This is a genomic window from Pseudoalteromonas sp. US3C1004, assembly GCF_048401065.1.
GTDB classification, from domain to species: domain Bacteria; phylum Pseudomonadota; class Gammaproteobacteria; order Enterobacterales; family Alteromonadaceae; genus Pseudoalteromonas; species Pseudoalteromonas undina.
The window spans coordinates 3,203,223-3,226,192 of the sequence record NZ_CP183073.1; the positions used below are offsets into that span (position 1 = coordinate 3,203,223).

The 22,970-nt window shown below is 41.0% G+C and carries 24 protein-coding genes; 17 read left to right on the plus strand and 7 right to left on the minus strand.

The features are described 5' to 3' along the window. Window positions 1–98: 98 nt before the first annotated feature. The 9 genes from ACNSN3_RS14925 to ACNSN3_RS14965 all read left to right on the plus strand — a co-directional run bounded on the left by ACNSN3_RS14925 (window position 99) and on the right by ACNSN3_RS14965 (window position 7,977). Window positions 99–1,985 (plus strand): transglycosylase SLT domain-containing protein, encoded by a 1,887-nt coding sequence (locus ACNSN3_RS14925; RefSeq protein WP_418607949.1) that lies wholly within the window; start codon window positions 99–101, stop codon window positions 1,983–1,985. A 117-nt stretch (window positions 1,986–2,102) separates the two neighbouring features. Beyond that, entirely contained in the window at window positions 2,103–3,425 is a 1,323-nt protein-coding gene (gene pepQ / locus ACNSN3_RS14930) for a Xaa-Pro dipeptidase (protein WP_010392729.1), read from the plus strand. An 80-nt stretch (window positions 3,426–3,505) separates the two neighbouring features. Next, on the plus strand, window positions 3,506–4,120 hold the full coding sequence (locus ACNSN3_RS14935; RefSeq protein WP_076920146.1) for a YigZ family protein: 615 nt from the start codon (window positions 3,506–3,508) through the stop codon (window positions 4,118–4,120). Window positions 4,121–4,214: 94 nt separating this feature from the next. After that, window positions 4,215–5,666 (plus strand): TrkH family potassium uptake protein, encoded by a 1,452-nt coding sequence (locus tag ACNSN3_RS14940; protein WP_010392733.1) that lies wholly within the window; start codon window positions 4,215–4,217, stop codon window positions 5,664–5,666. 24 nt (window positions 5,667–5,690) lie between these two features. Beyond that, on the plus strand, window positions 5,691–6,353 hold the full coding sequence (locus ACNSN3_RS14945) for a flagellar brake domain-containing protein (protein WP_054202927.1): 663 nt from the start codon (window positions 5,691–5,693) through the stop codon (window positions 6,351–6,353). Window positions 6,354–6,856: 503 nt separating this feature from the next. Then, on the plus strand, window positions 6,857–7,069 hold the full coding sequence (locus ACNSN3_RS14950; protein WP_008112941.1) for an EF-hand domain-containing protein: 213 nt from the start codon (window positions 6,857–6,859) through the stop codon (window positions 7,067–7,069). A 68-nt stretch (window positions 7,070–7,137) separates the two neighbouring features. Continuing rightward, window positions 7,138–7,350: an EF-hand domain-containing protein gene (locus ACNSN3_RS14955; protein WP_008112939.1), complete on the plus strand. Its 213-nt coding sequence runs from the start codon at window positions 7,138–7,140 to the stop codon at window positions 7,348–7,350. Between the two features lie 134 nt (window positions 7,351–7,484). Beyond that, entirely contained in the window at window positions 7,485–7,697 is a 213-nt protein-coding gene (locus ACNSN3_RS14960; RefSeq protein WP_036980747.1) for an EF-hand domain-containing protein, read from the plus strand. A 64-nt stretch (window positions 7,698–7,761) separates the two neighbouring features. Next, window positions 7,762–7,977 (plus strand): EF-hand domain-containing protein, encoded by a 216-nt coding sequence (locus ACNSN3_RS14965; RefSeq protein ID WP_010392739.1) that lies wholly within the window; start codon window positions 7,762–7,764, stop codon window positions 7,975–7,977. 59 nt (window positions 7,978–8,036) lie between these two features. Here the strand turns inward: ACNSN3_RS14965 and ACNSN3_RS14970 are convergent, their stop codons facing one another. From ACNSN3_RS14970 to def, 5 genes are all read right to left on the minus strand, one after another. Then, window positions 8,037–10,187, minus strand: a complete 2,151-nt coding sequence (locus ACNSN3_RS14970; RefSeq protein ID WP_418607953.1) for a TonB-dependent siderophore receptor — start codon at window positions 10,185–10,187, stop codon at window positions 8,037–8,039. Between the two features lie 192 nt (window positions 10,188–10,379). After that, window positions 10,380–11,756, minus strand: a complete 1,377-nt coding sequence (trkA, locus tag ACNSN3_RS14975; protein ID WP_054202928.1) for a Trk system potassium transporter TrkA — start codon at window positions 11,754–11,756, stop codon at window positions 10,380–10,382. A gap of 84 nt (window positions 11,757–11,840) precedes the next feature. Beyond that, window positions 11,841–13,136 carry a 16S rRNA (cytosine(967)-C(5))-methyltransferase RsmB gene (gene rsmB / locus ACNSN3_RS14980; protein WP_075169469.1) on the minus strand — a complete coding sequence of 432 codons (1,296 nt, stop codon included), beginning with the start codon at window positions 13,134–13,136 and terminating at the stop codon, window positions 11,841–11,843. After that, on the minus strand, window positions 13,129–14,082 hold the full coding sequence (gene fmt, locus ACNSN3_RS14985) for a methionyl-tRNA formyltransferase (protein WP_010392748.1): 954 nt from the start codon (window positions 14,080–14,082) through the stop codon (window positions 13,129–13,131). The genes rsmB and fmt overlap by 8 nt, the downstream gene beginning before the upstream one ends. Window positions 14,083–14,113: 31 nt before the next feature. After that, a complete protein-coding gene (gene def / locus ACNSN3_RS14990) occupies window positions 14,114–14,620 on the minus strand; it encodes a peptide deformylase (RefSeq protein ID WP_008112927.1) in 507 nt (168 codons plus the stop codon). 119 nt (window positions 14,621–14,739) lie between these two features. On the opposite strand from def, the gene ACNSN3_RS14995 reads away from it, so the two are divergent. The 6 genes from ACNSN3_RS14995 to hemF all read left to right on the plus strand — a co-directional run bounded on the left by ACNSN3_RS14995 (window position 14,740) and on the right by hemF (window position 19,650). Continuing rightward, a complete protein-coding gene (locus ACNSN3_RS14995; RefSeq protein ID WP_055013143.1) occupies window positions 14,740–15,861 on the plus strand; it encodes a LysM peptidoglycan-binding domain-containing protein in 1,122 nt (373 codons plus the stop codon). A 28-nt stretch (window positions 15,862–15,889) separates the two neighbouring features. Beyond that, window positions 15,890–16,981 carry a DNA-processing protein DprA gene (gene dprA, locus ACNSN3_RS15000; protein ID WP_418607957.1) on the plus strand — a complete coding sequence of 364 codons (1,092 nt, stop codon included), beginning with the start codon at window positions 15,890–15,892 and terminating at the stop codon, window positions 16,979–16,981. A gap of 1 nt (window position 16,982) precedes the next feature. Next, entirely contained in the window at window positions 16,983–17,456 is a 474-nt protein-coding gene (locus tag ACNSN3_RS15005; protein ID WP_010392756.1) for a DUF494 family protein, read from the plus strand. A 111-nt stretch (window positions 17,457–17,567) separates the two neighbouring features. Further along, entirely contained in the window at window positions 17,568–18,143 is a 576-nt protein-coding gene (locus tag ACNSN3_RS15010; RefSeq protein WP_075169465.1) for a type I DNA topoisomerase, read from the plus strand. Window positions 18,144–18,166: 23 nt separating this feature from the next. After that, on the plus strand, window positions 18,167–18,730 hold the full coding sequence (locus ACNSN3_RS15015) for an L-threonylcarbamoyladenylate synthase (protein WP_008112915.1): 564 nt from the start codon (window positions 18,167–18,169) through the stop codon (window positions 18,728–18,730). Between the two features lie 2 nt (window positions 18,731–18,732). Then, on the plus strand, window positions 18,733–19,650 hold the full coding sequence (gene hemF, locus ACNSN3_RS15020) for an oxygen-dependent coproporphyrinogen oxidase (RefSeq protein WP_418607960.1): 918 nt from the start codon (window positions 18,733–18,735) through the stop codon (window positions 19,648–19,650). Window positions 19,651–19,696: 46 nt separating this feature from the next. Here the strand turns inward: hemF and ACNSN3_RS15025 are convergent, their stop codons facing one another. Both ACNSN3_RS15025 and ACNSN3_RS15030 read right to left on the minus strand, forming a co-directional pair. Further along, window positions 19,697–21,301 (minus strand): methyl-accepting chemotaxis protein, encoded by a 1,605-nt coding sequence (locus tag ACNSN3_RS15025; protein ID WP_055013140.1) that lies wholly within the window; start codon window positions 21,299–21,301, stop codon window positions 19,697–19,699. Window positions 21,302–21,403: 102 nt separating this feature from the next. Next, window positions 21,404–21,841 (minus strand): group II truncated hemoglobin, encoded by a 438-nt coding sequence (locus tag ACNSN3_RS15030; protein ID WP_418607962.1) that lies wholly within the window; start codon window positions 21,839–21,841, stop codon window positions 21,404–21,406. Window positions 21,842–21,893: 52 nt separating this feature from the next. Between ACNSN3_RS15030 and aroE the strand changes: the two genes are divergently transcribed. Beyond that, entirely contained in the window at window positions 21,894–22,718 is an 825-nt protein-coding gene (gene aroE, locus ACNSN3_RS15035; protein WP_418607964.1) for a shikimate dehydrogenase, read from the plus strand. Further along, window positions 22,715–22,969, plus strand: a complete 255-nt coding sequence (locus ACNSN3_RS15040; protein ID WP_075169462.1) for a DUF1488 domain-containing protein — start codon at window positions 22,715–22,717, stop codon at window positions 22,967–22,969. Before aroE ends, ACNSN3_RS15040 begins: the two co-directional genes overlap by 4 nt. Window position 22,970 lies beyond the last annotated feature (1 nt).

The following is a 22,970-nucleotide window of genomic DNA, read 5'->3' on the forward strand; positions in this document are numbered from 1 at the left end:
AAGTAAATAAAATAGAGTTACAGTGCCTGCGCTGTTTTTTATTTACCCATAGCCACACTCTTGTCAGCCTTGAAGGTAACTATGCCCTAAAGGACATTATGAAAAAATATTTATTAAGCGTAGCGGCAGCGACTCTATTTTTATCTTTTCCCTCTGCCAACGCAAATACCGAACTTGATGCATTTTTAGATGCAGAAAAACAAGCCCGCTATGGCGATTACAATAGCTTTAAAGAAGCGGTAGACTCATTGTCTCACCCACTTAAGCCCTATGTAGAAAAAGCCTTTTGGCAGCGCTACCCCAGTTTAAAACACCAAACAGAAATAGAAAACTTCCTCACTATTTATGAACACACGCCATTAGAGTGGCCAGTGCGCAAAGCATGGTTAAATTATTTAAAGCGCAGAAATAAAAAAGCAGCATTTATTAAAAACTACCGTGAAACCTCTGACACTGAGCTTAGTTGTACCCACCTTAGTTATCAGCTTGATCTTGGTGCGCCTAAAAAAGCAATACTCTCGCAGGTAACCGATATTTGGACGGTTGGCGAGTCACAGCCCAGTGAATGTGACGGGCTTTTTAAGCGCTGGCGACAAAATGGTTATTTAACCCCTGATGTTGTGTGGCAGCGTGTTACTTTAGCGGCACAAGGGGGCTCTTATCGTTTATTGCCTTATTTAAAAACCTTATTGCCAGCCAAGGAGCGTTATTTAGCTGATTTATATTCCAAGGTAAGGCGCGATCCTAGTGCTGCTGCAGGCCTTTACCGCTATAAACGTAAAACAGCCAAAGAAGGGGAAATAGCGCTTTATGGTATTAAGCGTTTAATTTGGCGTGATAAAGAGCTGGCATTAAAGGCGTGGCAAAAAATTGAAGGCATGTTTGATTTTGCTGATGATGAAAAGGCGGAGGTATATTATACCTTTGCGCTGTCGTTAGCGTCGAGCGGCCATAGCCAGGCGAGCTTTTATTTAAATAAAGTCCCTAAAGCGCGTCAAGACCGTAAATTAATGCAATGGCAACTAGCCAATATGCTTAAAACTCAAGATTGGGAAGGCATTGCGGCATTTTTTACCGGTAAAGAAAATCTTAGTTTAGGGCAACAGTATTGGCTTGCTTATAGTTATGACAAACGCGCAGATCATGAAAAAGCTAAGGCAATTTGGAGCAAGGTAGCCGCTAACCGTGATTATTACGGTTTTTTAGCCGCTGCTCGCTTAGGGTTGCCGGTTGATTTAAATGAGCTACCAGTCAATGTAAATCAAGCCTTAGTGACAAAAGTCAGTAATGCACCAGGCTTTAAGCGTGCTAAGGCACTATATGAACTTGAGCGATTTACAGCGGCCCGACGTGAATGGAATTATTTAACCAACACTTCTGAAGATGATGAAAAGCTAGCAGCGTCAGTGCTTGCGGCAGAACTTGATTGGTTTGATAGTACAATATTTACCCTAGCAAAAATAAAAGCATGGGATTATGTTGATTTGCGTTTTCCATTTGCGTTTCAAGAAATGTTTGAGCGCTACAGTAATCGTAGCAAAATAGATTTAACTTGGAGTATCGCTATTGCGCGTCGAGAAAGCTCATTTGCACCTGATGCCCGTTCTCATGCAAATGCACGCGGGTTAATGCAGTTATTACCAAGCACCGCAAAATATATTAACAAAGGTGATGTATCTAGCCGTCGCTTGTATCAGCCAAAAACCAATATTCGACTTGGTACCCGTTATTTACAGTATTTAAAAAAGAAAAATCACGGTAACGAGGTGTTGGCAACAGCATCCTATAACGCCGGGTATCACCGAATTAAGCGTTGGCTACCAGAGGAAGCGATGCCCGCAGAGCTATGGGTTGAGCTTATTCCATATAGAGAAACTCGAGACTACGTAAAAAACGTATTTGCGTATCGGCAGGTTTATCACACTCGCCTTGGCCGAGAGGGGAATTTACTCGCGCCACTATTAGAGATGACCATGGGCGGGTAGTAAAAATAAATCTACAACAGCAGAGGGATATTTACACGGTAACTATCCCTCTTTTTTGAGCGCTTTGTTTATAAGTGGTAGACTCAGAGCAAGTTAAATTTAACAGATGGGTTTATTATGGAAAAATTAGCCGTATTATACGCCGAACATATTGCAACATTGCAGCAGCGTACACGTACTATTTGTGAGCAAGAAGGGTTAGAAGGATTAGTCATTCATTCAGGCCAAGCTAAGCGCCAATTTTTAGATGATATGTATTACCCGTTTAAAGTTAACCCCCATTTTAAAGCGTGGTTACCGGTTATTGATAATCCGCATTGCTGGATTGTGGTAAATGGTAGCGATAAGCCAAAGCTTATTTTTTATCGTCCAATTGATTTTTGGCATAAAGTACCTGATGAACCAAGAGATTTTTGGGCAGAGTACTTCGATATTGAATTGCTACTAAAGCCTGATCAGGTTGAAAAACTACTTCCTTACGATAAAGCTAAATTTGCCTACATTGGTGAATACCTAGAAGTAGCCCAAGCACTTGGTTTTAGCATCATGAATCCTGAGCCAGTACTTAACTATATTCATTATCACCGTGCTTATAAAACGCAATATGAACTTGAATGTTTACGTAATGCGAACCGTATTGCAGTAGATGGCCACAAAGCGGCGCGTGATGCGTTTTTTAATGGTGGTAGCGAGTTTGATATTCAGCAGGCGTACTTAATGGCAACGCGTCAAAGCGAAAATGAAATGCCATATGGCAACATTGTGGCCCTTAACGAAAACTGCGCTATTTTGCACTACACCCATTTTGAGCCAAAAGCACCGCAAACACATAACTCATTTTTAATTGATGCGGGCGCTAACTTTAATGGTTACGCTGCAGATATTACCCGTACCTACGACTTTAAAAAGCAAGGCGAGTTTGCTGATCTAGTTAAAGCAATGACGGCGCATCAGATTGAGTTAGGCAAAAGCTTAAAACCAGGTGTACTGTATGGCGAGCTACACATTGACTGCCATAACCGCATTGCACAGTTACTAAGTGACTTTGATATTGTTAAGTTACCTGCAGCTGAAATTGTTGAGCGTCAAATTACCTCAACCTTCTTTCCTCATGGCTTAGGGCATCATTTAGGTGCACAGGTACATGATGTAGGTGGCTTTATGCGTGATGAAACCGGTGCACATCAGGCACCACCAGAGGGTCATCCATTTTTACGCTGCACTCGCTTAATTGAGAAAAACCAAGTGTTTACTATTGAGCCAGGTTTGTACTTTATCGACTCTTTGTTGGGTGATTTAGCACAAACAGACAACAAGCAGTTTATTAACTGGGAAAAAGTAGAAGCGTTTAAACCATTTGGCGGCATTCGTATTGAAGATAATATTATTGTTCACGAAGACAGCCTAGAAAATATGACGCGTGATTTATTACTCGACTAATATTTAACTAATAACAGTTTATATTATTCACGAAAGGGGCCTGTTGGCCCCATTTTTAATTTAACAGCCAAGTAAGCGCTATGTCAGAATATAAATACCCAGCCGACGATGTTTTTCATCAAGAAGAAATTAAAAAAAGTACCTTTATTGTGCATATAGGCCACACGCCTGATTTAAACTCAGCCAAAGCCTTTATTAAAAACATTGAAGAAAAATACAGTGATGCACGCCATAATTGTTGGGCGCATGTTGCGGGTAATCCTGGTGGAAGCCATGTTTATGGTTTTTCTGACGATGGAGAGCCAAATGGCACCGCCGGTAAACCTATGCTCAACGTGCTGGTGGGCTCTGGTCTAGGTGAAGTAACTGCTGTGGTAACACGATATTTTGGTGGTATAAAGCTTGGTACCGGTGGATTAGTTCGTGCTTATGGTGGCTCACTTAATAATGCCTTAGCAAAATTACAAACAGTGGTAAAAGTACCCAGCATTGAGCTGGTTGGCTTTAGTGAATACAGTATGCAAGGCGCAATAGAACAGCACTTAAAAACCAACTTTCAGGTACTTAATATTGAAAAGCAGTTTACGGCAAATATTGAGTGGAGTATTACTATTGATAGCCGCCAAGCACAGCAAGCATGCAAAGATATTTTTGATTTAAGTCACGGCGCAGTTGAGTTAACAATCAAAGAGTAATAGTCTTACACCCATCCTATTTAATCACTACAGATTAAATTTTCGAGTCATACAGTAGTTATTTTAATTTACTAATAAAAAAGCGATACGCTCAATGCAATTTCGTACCATCATAAAAATTCTTGGCCAACTGGTCGCGCTATTTAGTATTACAATGGTGCCACCAGCACTCGTGTCTTTAATTTATAAAGATGGCGGAGGGGTACCGTTTGTTTTAGCCTTTATATTTAGCGTTATTATTGGCTTAATGGCTTACTATCCAAATAGGCATGAGCATGGTGATTTAAAAGCACGCGAAGGCTTCTTAATTGTGGTTTTGTTTTGGTTGGTACTAGGGGCGTTTGCGTCATTGCCGCTGATATTTTTACAAGAACCCAACCTCTCTTTGGCCGATGCAGTGTTTGAAGCTTTCTCAGGCTTAACTACCACAGGAGCGACCGTATTAACTGGCATAGAATATTTGCCTAAATCGGTATTATTTTATCGCCAGCAATTACAGTGGTTTGGTGGGATGGGGATCATTGTATTAGCAGTAGCCATACTGCCAATGCTTGGCGTCGGAGGTATGCAGTTGTACCGAGCTGAAATTCCTGGCCCAGTAAAAGACTCCAAAATGACCCCGCGTATTGCCGATACAGCTAAGCACCTTTGGTATATTTACGTATCTATTACTCTTGCGTGTACTTTGGCGTATTGGAGCGCAGGGATGAACTGGTTTGACGCTATATGCCATGCCTTTTCTACAGTTGCTATTGGTGGTTTTTCTACTTATGACGCGTCAATGGGGCACTTTGATAGCCCTGTAATTAACTTTATTTGTGTGTTCTTTTTAATTATAGCCGCTATTAACTTTTCACTACATTATGCCGCTGTAGCGAGCCGTAATATTAGTGTGTACATTCGCGACCCTGAGTTTAAAGTATTCTTGTGTATTCAGTTAGCGCTGGTGGTAATTTGCTTTACTGTGCTTTCGTCTCATGATGTTTATGCAAATGGTGATGAAACCCTCGATCAGGCGTTGTTTCAAGCGGTGTCTATTAGTAGTACTGCTGGGTTTGCCACAGATAATTTTTCAGCTTGGCCGTTGTTTTTACCTATTTTACTTATTTTTTCGAGCTTTATTGGCGGCTGTGCGGGTTCTACCGGTGGCGGTATGAAAGTTGTTCGCGTGTTTTTGTTGTACTTGCAAGGGATACGAGAGCTTAACCGCCTAGTACATCCTCGAGCTATATATTCAATAAAGCTCGGTCGTAAGGCCTTACCTGACAAAGTAGTTGAAGCGGTATGGGGCTTTTTCTCAGCTTATGCACTAGTCTTTATTATTATAATGTTAGCGTTAATGGGCACAGGGTTAGACAACATTACCGCATTCTCTGCGACAGCAGCCTGCCTTAATAACTTGGGCCCAGGTTTGGGTGACGTAGCCTCTCATTATGGTGCGATTAGTGATGCTGCTAAATGGATACTAACAGTCGCTATGGTATTCGGCCGGTTAGAGATATTTACACTGTTAGTATTATTTACCCCAACATTTTGGCGTGGATAATGTTTTAAATATTAGGAAGGAACTATGCAAAAAACCAATTTGGAAAAGTTAAACCAAATCGTCACAGGTGGCATAGTCGATGTAGAAATACTGACACCAACCAGTAGCCGACGTGTAAAAACGGAGTTTATTGGTTTATTAGAAAACAAATTTATTATTTTAAACTATCCCAGCGCTAAGCGACTTCCTATGGCAAGTGATTACCTGCGTGATGGTGTTATGGTGGTGGTAAGAGCGCTTATAGAGGGCAGTGGCGGGCATGTGATTGCGTTTCGTCAGCAACTTATGTCTGTTGCCTCTCACCCTGCTAAATTGTTGTTTATTCAATACCCTTCACAAGTGCAGTTGTTTGGGCTGCGCTCACAAGCACGCATACCCACGTTGTTTCCTGCTAAGTTAACATTAACCGATGAGCAGCCTCCCTTTGAAGGGGTTATAAAAGACATTTCGCTCACCGGAGTTATGTTTGATATTAAAACAACCCAAGAACTCGATGAGTTAAAAGACATGCGCTGTACGGTTGTATTTGATGGTGATACTAAGCATGAGGGGCAAATATGCAGTGTAAAAAAACATGCTAGCGGTATCTGTTGTGGAATTCGATTATTTGCCAGTGAAGAGCAAATGAAAGCGCTAATGGGGGATCATTTTATTGACCCTAGTGCGCTTGAAGTTGAAATAGTTTAGGGCATATCAAGTTGAACAAGCTTCTATTATAAGTTCAGTATACTCACGTGATTTCGTCATTTTGCAACAAATAGCCTTGTGCGGCTGTAAATTTTCAACGTCACTTTAAATTTATTTTTTAAACTGTTTAAAAACAGCAGCTTAAATGTGTTTTTTAATTTTAATTTTTTATTTATAAAAAAATAAATCTCAACTCACCTTCCTTTTTGTTTAATTAACTTGCTTTGTTAGTGGTTTTTCACTGATCGTGTGGTGTTTTTATAAAAACCAACCCATTGTTTTTTAAGGTTTTAATTTTATCGCTTTATTCCGTGTTGCTAAAAAGCAACAAAATAATGAGTAAAATAACGCCACCCAAAGCTATTTTAAGTTTAACTTATTGAAAATAAATTGCTTTTTATTGTTGGCATCGAAGTTGTAATAGTCAGGTTGTATTGAACGAAACGTGATTTAAAGTAAAACACTTAATCGCATAAAACATAAACTTTGAAGGAAGATTGATTATGAAAAGCATTAATAAAACTTTAGCACTTATCGCATTGGCTTCTTCATCAGCTGCTTTTGCAGCAAGCGACTTTGATACGCTAGACGTTGACGGCAACGGCGCGATCAGTCAAAGCGAAGCATCAGTTGATGCAAAACTAATGAGCATGTTTTCAGAGCTTGATACTGACCAAAACGGTGAGCTATCAAAAGAAGAGTTCTCTAAAGCATAATCCTAAGCTATTAAACTTTGGGAGCTAAATCTCCCACATTATTTAAACGATTTTAAGGAATACTCATTATGAAAACATTACACAAAACATTCGCACTTATCGCATTGGCTTCTTCATCAGCAGCTTTTGCTGCCAGCGATTTTGATACACTTGATACCGACGGTAACGGTGCTATTAGCCAAAGTGAAGCATCAGTTGATGCAAAGCTAATGAGCATGTTCTCAGAGCTTGATACAGACCAAAACGGTGAGCTATCAAAAGCAGAATTTTCTAAAGCATAAGCTAAAGCTGGGTATATTCTGAGTTGCCAAAGACAACCTAAGTAGGCAAGGGAGCCTATGAAAAAGAATGACAAGGACGGTTATAGCCTGACATTTCCAATAGCACAAAGCATTACATTTTGAAGGATTAAATTATGAAAACATTACACAAAACATTCGCACTTATCGCGCTAGCTTCTTCATCAGCAGCCTTTGCCGCTAGCGACTTTGACACAATTGATGCCGACGGTAATGGGGTTATTAGTCAAAGCGAAGCTGCTGTAAATGCTGATTTAACGGCCGCATTTACTGAGCTTGATACTGACGGTAATGGTGAGCTTTCTAAAGCTGAGTTTGCAAACTTTTAATTTTTAACTTTTTTCATTGCACAGGGATCTCAGAAAAGGATTTCCCTCTTTAAGGAGACTTATTATGAAAGCATTAAACACAACACTTGCGATTTTAGTATTAGCGTCATCATCAGCGGCATACGCAGCAGTAGACTTTGCCTCTTTTGATAGCAATGGCGACGGTGTAATTAGTCAGCAGGAAGCTGCGTCTAATAAACAACTCATGAATATTTTTGATGACTTAGATACTGACGGAAATGGTGAACTTTCTAAAGAAGAGTTTGCAAGAGTACAATAAGTATTACCCCATCATACTCCACTAAAGCCGCTTAATAGTCAGCGGCTTTTTTGTGCTTGTTAGAGACTATATTTAAGTTGGAAAGAGAAGCTTCTTGGCTTGCCATAACGATATTGGTTATAGAACCCAATTTGACTGTAATAATGCTTATCAAATAAGTTATCGATATTTAGGCTAACAGATAATTGCTCATTCATTTGATAATTCGCCATTAGGCTGGCAATACCATAACTAGGCTGGTTTACCTCAACAGCACCATAAACAGGGTTGTTAACTTCATCATAGCTATTGCTTTGCCAGCGATAGCCACCACCCACTTTTAGATTGTCTAATGCACCTGAGAGTTGATAGCTAGTAAAAAGTTTAAATTGATCTTTTGGGTTGGTGGTATTTAATACCGTATTATCCGGTTTTTCGCCTTTACTATGGGTATAGCCAAAATAAGCGTTCCAGTTGTCGGTTAATTTTCCGTTGATTTCTAGCTCGTAGCCCTGAGTTAATGTGCCGTCAATGGGCTTGTAGATTGCCTGAAGTGTTTCTGCAATGGTATCTCCCGTGTACTCGCCTACATTATCTTGATAAATTTTAAATCCAGAAAGGGATATGTCTAAACGTTCATCAAGTACAGAAGCTTTTATGCCAAGTTCATAATTCTTACCTTCAATAGGGCTTAAATAATGTCCATTTTTATCAACTCGACTTTGTGGTGTAAAAATATCAGTGTAATTAGCATACAAAGCCCAACTCTGTGTTAGTTCATAAGTTGCTCCAAAATAATTAGTTAGTTCATCACTTATTTTATAATCATGCATGCGACCAAAATTATCTTGATTGGTTTGCCATTGATTTAACCGGCTTCCAACAACTAAAGACAAGGCATCGGTTATATTTAGTTGTGCAGCAACATAAAGTGCATCTTGTTTAGTTGTGCCATAAGAGCCGTAAGCCGCTTCTGACTGCCAATTTGGTTTTGCAATGCTATAACTAGAGTCAGTGAAATCGCCGATAATATAGTCACTTTGTTCACTAGCATAATAAGGGGTCGAAAACTGTTGCTCTTGGGTATTATAACCAAATAGCAGTTGGTGACTTTGGCCCAGCCAATTAAACCGACCATTGAGTTCGACCTCATAGGTATCCTGCGTTCTGTTTGCATCAATATAGTTTATAGAACCGGGTTTCATTCCAGTGTTGTTTATAGGATCGGGCTCTCCTTTTACCCAAAACACATCATAATCTAGATCGTTATCACCATAGACATAATTAGCGGTTAGCTGCCAGTTAGCGTTAAAGTAATGCTCTAGGCGAATAAACGCATTAAGTGCATCGGTTCGAGAAGAGGCCCAATCTTGAGCCGTTGAAGCACCTCTGTCATAAGCAGTGCGGGAGCCATCACTATAAAAAATAGGCAAACCACCTGACATTGTTCCTTTAGGAGTTGTCGATTGATTATCAACAGCAAGAGTCAATAAAGTACTGTTAGAAAGATCTGCCTCAATAATGCCATACAATGTTTGACTGGTTTGCGAGAAGCGATCTTGATATGAGTGTCTATCTTGATAAGCAACAACAGCCCGTCCTCTTATACTTTCGCTATTATTTATGCTTCCCGACACATCCACCATCGCACGGTAGTTGTCCCATGAGCCTAATGAAGCAGTAAGATTTATTTGAGTGTTTGCAGTTGGACGTTTACGTATCAAATTAATTGCTGCCGAAGGGTTACCTGCGCCCAGCATTAGCCCCGTTGCTCCTCTAACTATTTCGATACGATCATAAATTGCGGTATCGGTTAGGTTATCTCCATAATTAAAGCGGGTGTCATAGGTGGTTGCTATGCCATCATAAAGTATGCTGGTGACACTAATACCTCGGGCTGAAATAGAAAACTTGCCATTATCTGCTTCTCGAGCATTTATGCCTGTTACACTGGTTATAGCTTCAATTGCGGTGTTTAGTTGTTGGTCTGCCATAAAATCGCTTGTTATCGCTATCGTTGATTGCGGTGTTTGCAAATGTGATAGCTCAAGACCTGTTGCAGAGCTCATGGAATTAACTTTATAGCCGTTCGCTTGCTCTCCAATAACGGTTAACCTTTCGATGTCTTTGCTAGTGTGGGCGAGCGTTTGAGTTGAAACTGCTGAAAATAAAAGACCAACCAGAGTGTAATGAGTTACGGGAGAATTTTTCTTTGAGAGTAGGTGTATCATTTGAAATCCATTTTTATTTAAAAACGTGAAATTAACTTTTCACATCAGTAGATGTCGCTGCTTGATAATCGAGCAAGAAGAGACTAATGGATTTTTCTTTATTAGTAAATGCTTTTGATAATGATTTTCATTTAGATTTAAGCGTTCTCCTTTTTACTTACAAGCACGTTGTGAATAAAAAGGAGGGATTACTTATAAAAAGATTGCGCTAACTTGGAATAACTTTTCAACCACGTTAATGTGCTTTTTATCAATTAAGAACATAATTACATGATCGCCTGATAGAATTATCGTGTCGTCGTGGGCAATTAGTACATCGTCATTACGTACAATTGCACCTATTGTGGTACCTGCTGGCAATTTAATATCTGCAATCGCGCGACCCACTACTTTAGATGTGTTTTCATCACCATGGGCAACTGCCTCTATGGCTTCTGCAGCCCCTTTACGCAGTGAATACACGTTTACAATGTCGCCTCGGCGCACGTGCGTAAGTAACGCAGAAATAGTCGCTTGTTGTGGTGAAATAGCAATATCTATTTCGCCGCCCTGTACTAAATCAACGTAAGCACCTCGTTGAATAAGCACCATGGTTTTTTGTGCCCCCATGCGTTTTGCGAGCATGGCCGACATAATATTCACTTCATCATCGTTAGTAACGGCAATAAAAACATCAACTTGTTCAATGTGTTCTTCAGAGAGCAGTTCTTGATCGGACGCATCACCACAAAATACCACGGTGTTGTCGAGCATTTCAGAGAGTTGCTCTGCGCGCTCTTTACTGCGTTCTAATAATTTAACGCTGTGGTTTCTTTCCAGTGAACGGGCTAGGCCTGCACCAATATTACCGCCACCGGCTATCATAATTTTTTTGTACGAGCGTTCCAGTTTTTGTAGCTCGTTCATTACCGCACGAATATGTTTGGTGGCGGCAATAAAAAATACTTCATCGTCGGCTTCTATTACGGTGGTACCCTGCGGTTTTATTGCCTTGCCTTGACGATAAATAGCGGCTACCCGGGTTTCTACATTAGGAATATGTTGCTTAAGTGTAGATAAGGCGTAGCCTACTAATAAACCGCCATAGTAGGCTTTTACAGCTACTAAAGAGAGCATGCCGTCGGCAAATTGTAGTACCTGTAATGCACCAGGGTAATCTATCAAACGGCGAATATATTTAGTTACGAGTGCTTCTGGGGCTATGTAATGATCGACAGGTAAATCATCATTATGAAAGAGTTTTTCGCGGTATTTTAAATATTGCTCAGAGCGAATGCGAGCAATTTTGGTTGGCGTATTAAAAATACTGTAAGCAACTTGGCATGCCACCATGTTTACTTCATCTGAGCTGGTTACGGCGATAATCATATCGGCATCTTCAGCTCCTGCGCGACTCAACACGTCAGGGTGGGCGCCGTGGCCTGCAACACCTTGTAAATCGTATTTATCTTGCAGTTCACGCAAGCGGTTACCGTCGATATCAACTACGGTTATTTCGTTTTGTTCACCCACTAAGTTTTCTGCGAGTGTGCCGCCAACTTGCCCAGCACCGAGTATGATTATTTTCATTATGTACCCGTATTATTAATACTAATTACATCAAAATAATAACTACCTCAAAAGCGAGGTAGTTAAATGTGTTGCGTGGCAATACTAGGCTTTTTTAACTAATTTAGCGTAGTAAAAACCGTCACTTTCACCTGGTAACAGCTGTAAGCCTGGTGTGGTTTTTGTGTCTTCGCTGTGCAGAGGAATATGCTCCACATCGTCGTTATTAGCTAAAAACTTAGCAACTTGTTGTTGGTTTTCTTGAGGAAGTACCGAGCAAGTTGCATACACTAATGTGCCGCCTGGTTTTAACAATGGCCAAATGCTATCGAGTATATCGCCTTGTAGGGTCGATAAGTCGTTAATGTCGGATGCGCGACGTAGCCATTTTATATCTGGATGACGACGAATTACGCCCGTTGCAGAGCAGGGTACATCTAACAAAATACGATCAAACTGATCTTCATCCCACCAAGTGTGAGGTTGCGATGCATCACCACATTGTAAGTCGGCGCCCAAACCAATTCGTTCTAAGTTTTGTTTAACACGTTCTAATCGTGTGGCATCGCTATCAAGCGCGAGTACATCTGCATCGGCAAGCTCTAAAATATGGCAGGTTTTACCACCAGGCGCTGCACAGGCATCAAGTATTGCATCACCATTTTGTGGGTCTAGGTAGCGAGCTGCAAGCTGCGCTGCCGCATCTTGTACTGAACAAGCACCGGTATCAAACTCAGGAAGTGAAAACACATCGCGTGGTTTGCTTAGTTTAATGCCATCAATAAAATCAGGGTTTAGAGTATGTTCAATATCGTTAGCGGTTAGCATTTCGCTATATTCTTGGGTGCTAAACTGCGATTGATTCACTCGCAGCCACATTGGCGCTTGCTGTTGGTTTGCTTCTAGAATGTCTTCCCAGTGATCTGGATAGGCTTCTTTTACTTGCTTTATAAACCAGTTTGGATGGTTGTATAAACATACCGGAATTTGTTTGGCTTTTTCTTCAAGCTCAACTTGCTGACGTTGAAAGCTTCGTAAAATGGCGTTAATAAGCCCTTTTAAGCCAAGAGCGCGCAATTGTTGTAACGCATTAACCGTTTCGCTAATTGCTGCATGCGGCGGTACACGCATGTGTTGTAGTTGGTAAATGCCCACATACAATAAAAACTGGAAAATACGACGTTTGCCTTTAAGCGGTTGCTCGACTAGATGCTGGCAATAATTTTCTAGGCTAGGTAAGTAACGTAATACTCCGTAGCAAATTTGCTGCAGTAAGGCTTTATCTTTAGGTGATAGGCCTTGGCTAGCGAAAGGAAGTTCTTGATTAAGCGATGCGCCTTTATCAACCACGTTATATAAAGTTTCAGCGGCTAGCGCTCTGACATTGCTTACATTACTCATTATTTTCGCCTAATACAGTGCCGGGTGTGACCCAATCGCTACGACCGTTTAAAAAATCATTAATTGCCATTGGCTTTTTGCCTTGTGGTTGTAATTCGCCAATAGATAAAGCGTGTTTACCACAAGCCACAACGATACCGTTTTTATCACTTGCTAAGACAGTGCCAGCTGCGCCTGATTGTTCAACCACATTTGCTTGGTATATTTTTACCGTATTACCACTCATTTGGGTAAAGCATACTGGCCATGGGTTAAAGGCACGAATGTTACGCTCGATTTGCTCGGCATCCATAGACCAATCAATGTTGGCTTCGTCTTTTGAGAGTTTTTTAGCGTAATTGGCATCGGTATCGTTTTGTGGTTCAGGCGTTATTTCCCCGTTGGCTAAACGATTTATGGTATCGATTAATGCATCAGGCCCGAGTTCAGCAAGCTTAGTGTATAAGCTGGCACTGGTTTCAGTATTATCAATAGGGCAGCGGCTAATATGCAGCATATCGCCGGTATCTAGCCCTTCATCCATTTGCATTATCGTTACACCAGTTTGCTGATCGCCTGCCCAAATAGCACGTTGAATAGGTGCGGCACCACGCCAGCGAGGTAAAATAGAACCATGCACATTTAAACACCCTAAACGCGGGGCATCTAAAATGGCTTTAGGTAAAATTAAACCATAGGCAACCACAATCATAATATCGGCATTGAGGCTGTTTAATTCCTCAAGTGCTTCATCTGTTTTGAGAGATTGCGGCTGAAAAACAGGGAGGTCATGTTCTAGTGCAAGCGCTTTTACTTCACTGGCTTTTAGCTTTTTTCCGCGACCCGCTGGACGATCTGGTTGACTGTAAACGCCCACAATTTGGTGTTCACTATTGATGAGTGCTTGCAGATGGCGTGCAGCAAAGTCCGGCGTACCGGCAAATATAATGCGTAATGGTTGTGTCACTGAGTTTCCTAATTATTTACTAAAGTGCTTATTATTGCGCTGCAAACTTCGCTTCTTTTTCAAGCTTTTTACGGATGCGTTGGCGCTTTAATGGAGATAAATAATCAATAAATAATTTACCTTGAAGGTGATCAAGCTCATGCTGAATACAAATCGCTAATAATTCGTCGGCATCAAGAATAAACTCTTTACCTTCTTCGTTGAGTGCAGCCACGGTGACGGTTTCTGCGCGATCAACTTTTGCGTACGAGTGAGGAACTGATAAACAGCCTTCTTCGCTCACGGTAGAGCCATCTTTTTTGATAATTTGTGGATTGATAAGTACTAGCGGTTCATCGCGCTCTTCTGATACATCAATCACCACAATACGTTGATGAATATCAACTTGCGTAGCAGCAAGTCCAATACCATTTTCATCGTACATAGTTTCTAGCATATCTTTGACGATTTCACGTACTTGGTCGTCAACAACAGTTACTTCTTTTGCGATTGTACGTAAACGTTCATCTGGAAATCTTAAAACTTCTAACCTAGCCATAGTTACCTTTTACACTTATGCTTAAATTTAGGGTATCGTATGTTCTTATTTTAGCCATTCACGTTCCCCTTTAACAGGTTTTGATTAATAATAATGAAAAAACACTATGAGGAAGCTCAATGAAATCTCCATTCATTGCAATAATACTTGCATTAGGTGCTGCTTTTCCTGTTCTAGCAGATGTACTAACTATAAAAAAAGACGCTCCTAAACAATACGTTGTAAAAAAAGGTGACACGCTTTGGGATATCTCAGCGATATATTTAAACGAGCCGTGGCTTTGGCCTGAGTTATGGCAAATGAACCCGCAAATAGACAACCCTCATCTTATTTACCCGGGCGATGCGTTAGCATTAATTTACGATGCAGACGGTAATCCGCGTTTAGTGATTAATAAAGCGTATAGAAAGCTATCACCTATGGGGCGTATTACCCCTAAAGGGAAAGACGCTATCACCACGTTACCGCTTGAGTTGATTAAACCGTATTTGTCGTTTGAACAAGCGATAAACAGCGATACGATAAAAGAAAAACCCTACATTTTGGGTGCAAACGAAAATACCAAAACCCAAACAATCGATCATATTTTATATGTTAAAGGTAACTTAAAGCGCAACCAGGCTTATGCTATTTACCATAAAGGGGCGCCTTACACCGATCCTAAAACAGGTGAAAAGCTAGCGAGTAGAGCATCTTATGTGGGTATGGCTCGCGCTTTTAGAGCTGGTGATGCGGCTAATGGTGAACCTGCCTCAGTCAGAGTTGAATCAGTTAAGCGCGAAATCAAGCAAGGTGATTTTTTATTACCCGCGATGGAAGGACAGATGCTGCCGGTGTACTTTAATATGCATCGTCCTACCCAGCCGCTGCAGGGTCATGTAATTGCCTCTCCCCGTGAAGTGAGAGAATTTAGCACGATGGATGTGGTGGTGCTAAACTTAGGCTCTGAACAACAAGTTGAAGTAGGTCATGTAATTGATATTGAACGTCAATCACCTAAAGTAATTGATGGCGCTCGAGGTCCGCGTTATACAGAAGACTCAAGTCGTTTAGAAAAACTAGTATCCGCTACTAGCGAGTTGTTTGGCTCAGAGAGCGACGAAGATAGCATTACGTGGAAAATGCCAGCAGAAAAAGTTGGTGAAATGATTATTTTTAAAGTGTATGACAAAGTTAGTTATGCACTTATCACTAAAAATCAGTACCCAATTCGCATTGGAGATTTAGCAGTTATTCATTAAGTAGCGAGTCGGTGTTCTAGGAGGGAACATGGAGCAATCGTGTGGCAAGTTAAATCATTGGCTTGCCTTTTACTTATGCAAGGGGTTAGGGATTAAAACGCTCTTAGCCCTGTCTAAACAATACAGCTTAGTATCGCTGTTTTCTTTATCGCAAAGTGAGTTGGTTACGTTGGGTTTAACGGCTCACCAAGCTAGCAATTTGCTTAACACGAACTGGCAGCAAGTTGCACATTATGAGCAGTTGATCAGCCAACAAAATATTATTGTTATTAGTATTTTTGATACCACCTACCCAGAATACCTCAAACAAATAGCTAGTGCGCCATTATTACTTTTTTGTAAAGGAGATATCAGCTTGCTGGCTTCGCCGCAAATAGCCATTGTTGGCAGTCGAAACGCAACGACTACGGGGCTTGAAATTGCTGCTGAGTTTGCGCATCAGCTAACGCTTGCTGGCATAACAGTAACCTCTGGTATGGCGCGTGGCATTGACGGCGCTGCCCATAAAGGGGCATTGTCAGGAAATGGTAAAACCATTGCAGTGCTAGGGACAGGCGTTGATATTTACTATCCTAAACGCCATAAGTTACTCACAGAGCAAGTATTAGCAACAGGCTTATTGGTTAGTGAGTTTTTGCCTGGTACGGCTGCCAATGCGCACAACTTTCCACGGCGCAATCGTATTATTTCAGGGCTCTCTTTAGGCGTTTTAATTGTTGAAGCCGAAATTAAAAGCGGCTCATTAATTACGGTACGTTACGCGCTTGAACAAAATAAAGAAGTTTTTGCGGTACCCGGTTCAATTAAAAATCCGCTTGCACAAGCTAGCCACTTTTTAATTAAGCAAGGTGCTAAGCTGGTTGATAACGTCGCAGATATCCTTGATGAGATGAACTTTTCATACCCTTCTGGTCTAAACTATAAAGAGTTAACTGATGCTGTAACCTCAGATTGCGAGGTACTTAATAGTATTGGGTTTGAGGTGACCAGTGTGGACGATATTATGCGTCGAGTGCAGTGGCCAATTGATAAAGTACAAGCGCGATTGCTTGATTTAGAGTTAGACGATCAAATTGAGCGAGTATTAGACGGCTATATTAAATTAAGCGCTGGAGGATAATATGTTTGATATTCTTATGTATTTATTTGAAAACTATGTTCACAGCGAAAGCGATGTTTTTGTTGAGCAAAGTAAGCTTACTGATGAGCTACTGCGCGCTGGGTTTAACAAGCCGGAAATAAACAAAGCTATTGACTGGTTAGATCAACTTGCCGCATTACAATATAGTAATGAGTCGCCTTATTTATTAGCCACTGAGCAGCATGCAGTGCGAATCTTTACCGATAGTGAGTGTCGCGTTCTTGATACTGAATGCCGTGGCTTTTTAATGTTTGTTGAACAAACCGGCGTTATTAATAGCACCACTCGTGAAATGGTGATGGATCGTTTGGCGGCGCTTGATAATTCAGCCATTACTTTAGAAGATTTAAAATGGTTAATTTTGATGGTGTTATTTAATGCCCCTGATTCTCAGCAGGCGTATGAGCAAATGGAAGATCTTATTTTTGATGAGCCTAGCGAAGTGTTACATTAACCATTATTGCGTGTTTTATTATTTTCAGCGTTAACAAACCGACCGCCATAGCTTGTATCTTTAAGGGTTTTGGGTATATTAGGCGAAAATTCACCAACCACTAGGATTTACATGAGTAAAATCGATCATTCACTTTTCTCGGCCAATAAACACGCCCTAGAAAAAGAATATGAGATATGCCCGCAATGTGGTTCAGAACTCGTCATTCGTAATAGTAAGTCGGGGCCTTTTTTAGGCTGCGCTAGTTACCCAAAGTGCGATTTTATTCGCCCGCTTGCCCATCATGATAGCAATGAAATAAAAGTACTTGAGGACAGCGAGTGTCCAGAGTGTAGCAAGCCGCTGGTGGTGAAAAATGGCCGCTACGGTATGTTTATTGGCTGTACCGGTTACCCTGAATGTCATTATATTGCCAGTGAGCATGACGATACGCCAAGTGAAGAGCCTGTGATTAGTTGCCCTAAATGTAAAAAAGGGCATTTAGTTTCACGCAGTAATAAGTTTGGTAAAGTATTCTATTCCTGCGACTGTTACCCAAGCTGTAAATATACGCTTAATCATAAACCTGTAGCTCAAGCGTGTCCTGTATGTGACTGGCCAGTTGTTACTGAGAAAAAAGCCGCGAGTGGTGTTGTGTTACAATGCCCACAAAAAAGCTGTATGCATAAGTTTGCTGCCACTGAATAACATAAATATCTCTGGAGACAATTTTGTCTGACCTTTCTTCTTTATCTGCTGCAATAACAAGCTTAGAAAACGGCGATGTTATTTTATACCCAACTGAAGCTGTTTATGGCTTAGGTTGCGATCCTGACAATCAACAGGCGGTGGAACGTTTACTTGATATTAAACAACGCCCAGTTGAAAAAGGGCTTATTTTAATTGCTGACAATTACGGGCAATTATTAAAGTACGTGGATGACGCTAAGTTGCCCATGGACAAACGCGCTGATATTTTTTCAAGTTGGCCTGGTGCTATTACTTGGGTCATGCCTGCTGCTAAAACCACGCCGAAGTGGTTAACAGGGCAATTTGATACTATTGCAGTGAGAGTAACTAACCATCCTACAGTTAAACGTTTATGCCAAGAGTTTGGTAAACCATTGGTATCAACAAGTGCAAATTTAACTGGTCAAGCAACGGTAACAAGTATTGTTGAGGCGCAGCAGCAGTTTGCAGAGCAGGTTAGTTTTTATGTTGATGAACCATTAGGTGGTAATACACAACCAAGCACCATTAAAGATGCCACAACAGGCAATATATTCAGAGGTTAACTATGCAAAGCGAATTATTAAAACAAGTAAAAGCCTACTTTATGGCTTTGCAAGATACCATTTGCCAAGGCTTAGAAGCAGCAGATGGGAAAGCACAATTTGTTGAAGACAGCTGGCAGCGAGAAGAGGGCGGCGGTGGTCGTACTCGCGTTATCACCAATGGTAATGTGATTGAGCAAGGCGGAGTTAATTACTCTCATGTATTTGGTGCCTCTATGCCGGGCTCTGCGACTGCACATAGACCTGAACTTGCAGGACGTAGTTTTCATGCGTGTGGTGTATCGTTAGTGATTCATCCTAAAAACCCACATATACCAACAAGCCATGCCAATGTACGCTTTTTTATTGCCGAAAAAGAAGGTGAAGAACCGATTTGGTGGTTTGGTGGTGGTTTTGATTTAACCCCGTTTTACCCTGTACTTGAAGATGTAGTGCATTGGCACCAAGTTGCGCACGATGTGTGTCAGCCATTTGGCGATGATGTTTATCCAAAATATAAAAAATGGTGTGACGAATACTTTTATTTAAAACATCGTGATGAAACCCGCGGCGTAGGCGGCTTATTTTTTGACGATTTAAATGAGTTAGGTTTTGAGCAAAGCTTTGCATTTATGCAATCGGTGGGTAATGGCTTTTTAGATGCTTACGTTCCTATTATTGAACGTCGTAAAAACGATGAGTACACCGAGCAGCAGCGCGACTTCCAATTATACCGCCGTGGTCGTTATGTTGAGTTTAATTTAGTCTGGGACCGTGGCACATTGTTTGGTTTACAAAGCGGTGGCCGTACGGAATCTATTTTAATGTCGATGCCACCTTTAGCCCGTTGGGAGTATAACTATACCCCAGCCGGAGACAGCGCAGAGGCATTACTATATAAAGATTTCTTAAAGCCTCGAGATTGGTTAGCACTGGGCTAAGAATGATATGCCAGTCAATAAGCTACTTATTGACTGGCTTTTAAAATTATTGTTTAAGTTTAAAACTGCGTACCTGCTCATCTAACGAACGAGCTAAATTGAGTAACTCTTCACTGACTTTTTGATTTTCATCGGCATCCACTAATGATTGCTCGGCGTTATCGCTAATACCAACAACACTTATATTTATTTCTTCAGCAGCTTGGTTTTGTTGCTCTGTTGCATCGGCTATTTGTATATTGAGCTCATTTATTTCATTCATTTGCCCTGAAATATCTTTTAAAGCTTGTGCAACTTGTTGTACTTGTTGCGCTCTTTCGTCTGCCTCTGCACAGGACTCACCCATGGTTTTAACGGTTTGCGCGGCTTCGGACTGCAACTTATCTATAGTACGGCGTATTTCATCGGTAGAGGCATGAGTTCGAGTTGCTAAAGTACGTACTTCATCAGCAACAACGGCAAAGCCTCGGCCAGCTTCACCTGCACGGGCAGCTTCAATGGCAGCATTAAGCGCTAATAAATTTGTTTGCTCGGCGATACTGCTGATCACCTCAAGTACTTTTCCCACCTCAAGCGTTTGCTCTTGCAGTTGTCTCACTTGATCTGCCGCTTGGCGTACATCTTCTGCTAACTGATTAATACTGAGTTCGGTTTGCTCTGCAACCTGCATGCTTTGTTGTGCTAGTTCATTACTGTTCTCAGATTTTTCTTGAGCAAAATGAGTGGTGTTTCTTACTTCATTGGATGAGCTTTCTAGTTCATTAATTGCTGCGGCCACCGAATCGGTACTTTTCTTTTGTTCTAAAATAGCGCGCTCAGTGGTATCGGCCGAGGTATAAATTTTCTCTGCTGAATGAATAAGTACTTTTGAAGAGTGAGATACCTGAGCAATATTATCTTTAAACGTAGCAATCATTTGGTTAAAGCTGGTGGCAAGCCAGCCGAGTTCATCTTCGGCGTTATCTTCAATGCGTAAGGTTAAATCTTTATTGGTAGTGGCTAAGTGCATTGCATGGCCGAGCTTTTTAAGGCGCACTATAAATATTTTTCTAAACACTATACCTAGCAGCACAAAGGCAATAATAAAAATAGTAGAAAGTAGGCTGGTGGTTACTAAGGTGTTGTAAGTTACCTCATTATCAATATCAGCTAAGGAGTAACTAATTTTTACCACGCCTAGTACATCGCCTTCTTGCGCTTGGTGGCAGCCTAAACAGTTAGTACCTTTATAATCAGAGCTAGCATACATAGGGCGTAGGTAGGTCATACTGCGGCTATCGGTGTTTTGCTCTATAAATAAGCTTTCTTTACCCTTTAGTGCTTCGCGTTCGTTGTTATTACTTGCTGTTTGGTTTTTATTTCCGGCCCCATACAGTTTATTAACTATATCGGAGCGAATAATATGAGCATCTTCTATATTAGGGTGTTTGCGTAGCTTTTGGCTCAATAATTCTCGATTAGCCATAGTACCGGTTAGCATCATGGTGTTTATTGAGTCAAAATAATTATCGGCAAGCAGTTTAATGTTTTCTGCCACCGTATCTTGGGCGAGCGTGCGCTGTTGGCTAGCACTACTAAAAATACTAGCTATTAATACAATAACGCCAGTTAGAGCTAATAAAGCATAAATTTTATGTTGGATTGATTTCACACGCGCCACGCTTTTCTAATTATTTGATAGGGTATTATCTATATTTTAGAAAAGCGGATTTTGACTTAGCGCAAATAATCCCCAATTAAAGAACGAGGTAGGTTAATGCTGGTTAATCATATGGCTGGCAAGCTGAGCCAGTGATTGACGTAAGCCTTCGCGTAACACAGGGTTATCTATTTCTATATCTAAGGTCTTATTCATGCAATACATCCACTGATCACGTAAGTCTTGATCAATAGGGAACGGCATATGGCGTTTACGCAGCATCGGGTGGCCGTGTTTTTCTACAAATAGGTCAGGCCCACCAAGCCAACCGGATAAAAACTCAAAAAATACTTGGCGAATTCTGTCTAATGGTTGAGGATGCATATCATATAACGATTTAGCGTATTCATCACTGGCCATTATATCGTAGAATCTATTAGCAATTGCACGCGTGGGGGCTTCTCCACCAATGATTTCATACGGGGTTTTATCTGGCGTAGGTGCTTGCGTAGTTGTAGACGGCTTTGATCTTGAAAAGAGTCTTTTAATCATAATTTTATCATCGTTAATAGGCAGTACTAAAACTGCGAAGAGGTTGTTTAAAATGGACAAATATGCGGTTTTTGGAAATCCAATCAAACATTCAAAATCTCCCATTATTCATCAGCAGTTTGCAAAATCATTGGGAGAGCAAATCGACTATCGCGCAATATTAGCACCTATCGATGGATTTGAAAAAACAGTCGCTGCTTTTTTTGAGCAAGGGGGAAAAGGCGCCAATGTCACTGTTCCTTTTAAAGAGCAGGCTTTTGCTTTAGCCAATGAACTCACCCCAGTTGCTAAACTGGCAGGCGCAGTGAACACCCTTAAAAAGCGCGATGATGGCAGTTTACTCGGTGATAACACTGATGGCACTGGTTTTGTTAACGACTTACTGACCAATAAAATAACGATAACAGGTAAACGCCTGTTGATCATTGGTGCGGGTGGCGCTGCTCGAGGAGTTATCTTACCTTTACTAGAGCAAAATCCCGCAGAGATAGTTATTGTTAATCGCACAGCACACAAAGCCCAAACATTGGCAAAACTCTTCACTGGGCATGGCAATGTTTCGGGGTATGGTTTTGACGACCTTCCTTTTACTGATTATCATTTAGTTATTAACTCAACTTCGAGCAGCATGAATAACGAATTACCTGCGTTAAGCGAAAAGCACTTAAGCACATGTGAAATGGCTTATGATATGTTTTACGCCACGCAAAATACGCTATTCATGAATTGGGTCAGCGAACACAATAAAGCAGCTAAGCTATTAGATGGCAGTGGTATGCTAGTAGGCCAAGCCGCACAAGCTTATTATGTATGGCGAAATAAAATGCCTGAGATTGTTCCTGTTATTACTGCACTAAAGCAGGGAGTGCTTAAATGAATCAAGCAATACAGTTTATAGATCGACTCGAATTTAGAGAGCCAACTCATCAATTAGTTTTTTTTGCACAAGTAAGTGGCATGCTAGTTGAGTGTGTGATTGCTGTCAGTAGTTTAAATTTAGCCGATGAGAGTCATGCAACGCGTTATTTTGAGCAATACCGTTTTGATTATGAAGAACGTGCCGAGCAGCTTATTGAAGATGAATGCTATAACTCGGCAGGTCAAATAGAAGTGAGTCTAGTTAGTTAAA

Excerpts from the sequence above, each read along its gene's own strand:
- ACNSN3_RS14925 (WP_418607949.1), top strand. The coding sequence starts at position 99 with ATGAAAAAATATTTATTAAGCGTAGCGGCAGCGACTCTATTTTTATCT.
- pepQ (WP_010392729.1), top strand. The coding sequence starts at position 2,103 with ATGGAAAAATTAGCCGTATTATACGCCGAACATATTGCAACATTGCAG.
- ACNSN3_RS14935 (WP_076920146.1), top strand. The coding sequence starts at position 3,506 with ATGTCAGAATATAAATACCCAGCCGACGATGTTTTTCATCAAGAAGAA.
- ACNSN3_RS14940 (WP_010392733.1), top strand. The coding sequence starts at position 4,215 with ATGCAATTTCGTACCATCATAAAAATTCTTGGCCAACTGGTCGCGCTA.
- ACNSN3_RS14945 (WP_054202927.1), top strand. The coding sequence starts at position 5,691 with ATGCAAAAAACCAATTTGGAAAAGTTAAACCAAATCGTCACAGGTGGC.
- ACNSN3_RS14950 (WP_008112941.1), top strand. The coding sequence starts at position 6,857 with ATGAAAAGCATTAATAAAACTTTAGCACTTATCGCATTGGCTTCTTCA.
- ACNSN3_RS14955 (WP_008112939.1), top strand. The coding sequence starts at position 7,138 with ATGAAAACATTACACAAAACATTCGCACTTATCGCATTGGCTTCTTCA.
- ACNSN3_RS14960 (WP_036980747.1), top strand. The coding sequence starts at position 7,485 with ATGAAAACATTACACAAAACATTCGCACTTATCGCGCTAGCTTCTTCA.
- ACNSN3_RS14965 (WP_010392739.1), top strand. The coding sequence starts at position 7,762 with ATGAAAGCATTAAACACAACACTTGCGATTTTAGTATTAGCGTCATCA.
- ACNSN3_RS14970 (WP_418607953.1), bottom strand. The coding sequence starts at position 10,187 with ATGATACACCTACTCTCAAAGAAAAATTCTCCCGTAACTCATTACACT.
- trkA (WP_054202928.1), bottom strand. The coding sequence starts at position 11,756 with ATGAAAATAATCATACTCGGTGCTGGGCAAGTTGGCGGCACACTCGCA.
- rsmB (WP_075169469.1), bottom strand. The coding sequence starts at position 13,136 with ATGAGTAATGTAAGCAATGTCAGAGCGCTAGCCGCTGAAACTTTATAT.
- def (WP_008112927.1), bottom strand. The coding sequence starts at position 14,620 with ATGGCTAGGTTAGAAGTTTTAAGATTTCCAGATGAACGTTTACGTACA.
- ACNSN3_RS14995 (WP_055013143.1), top strand. The coding sequence starts at position 14,740 with ATGAAATCTCCATTCATTGCAATAATACTTGCATTAGGTGCTGCTTTT.
- dprA (WP_418607957.1), top strand. The coding sequence starts at position 15,890 with ATGGAGCAATCGTGTGGCAAGTTAAATCATTGGCTTGCCTTTTACTTA.
- ACNSN3_RS15005 (WP_010392756.1), top strand. The coding sequence starts at position 16,983 with ATGTTTGATATTCTTATGTATTTATTTGAAAACTATGTTCACAGCGAA.
- ACNSN3_RS15010 (WP_075169465.1), top strand. The coding sequence starts at position 17,568 with ATGAGTAAAATCGATCATTCACTTTTCTCGGCCAATAAACACGCCCTA.
- hemF (WP_418607960.1), top strand. The coding sequence starts at position 18,733 with ATGCAAAGCGAATTATTAAAACAAGTAAAAGCCTACTTTATGGCTTTG.
- ACNSN3_RS15030 (WP_418607962.1), bottom strand. The coding sequence starts at position 21,841 with ATGATTAAAAGACTCTTTTCAAGATCAAAGCCGTCTACAACTACGCAA.
- aroE (WP_418607964.1), top strand. The coding sequence starts at position 21,894 with ATGGACAAATATGCGGTTTTTGGAAATCCAATCAAACATTCAAAATCT.
- ACNSN3_RS15040 (WP_075169462.1), top strand. The coding sequence starts at position 22,715 with ATGAATCAAGCAATACAGTTTATAGATCGACTCGAATTTAGAGAGCCA.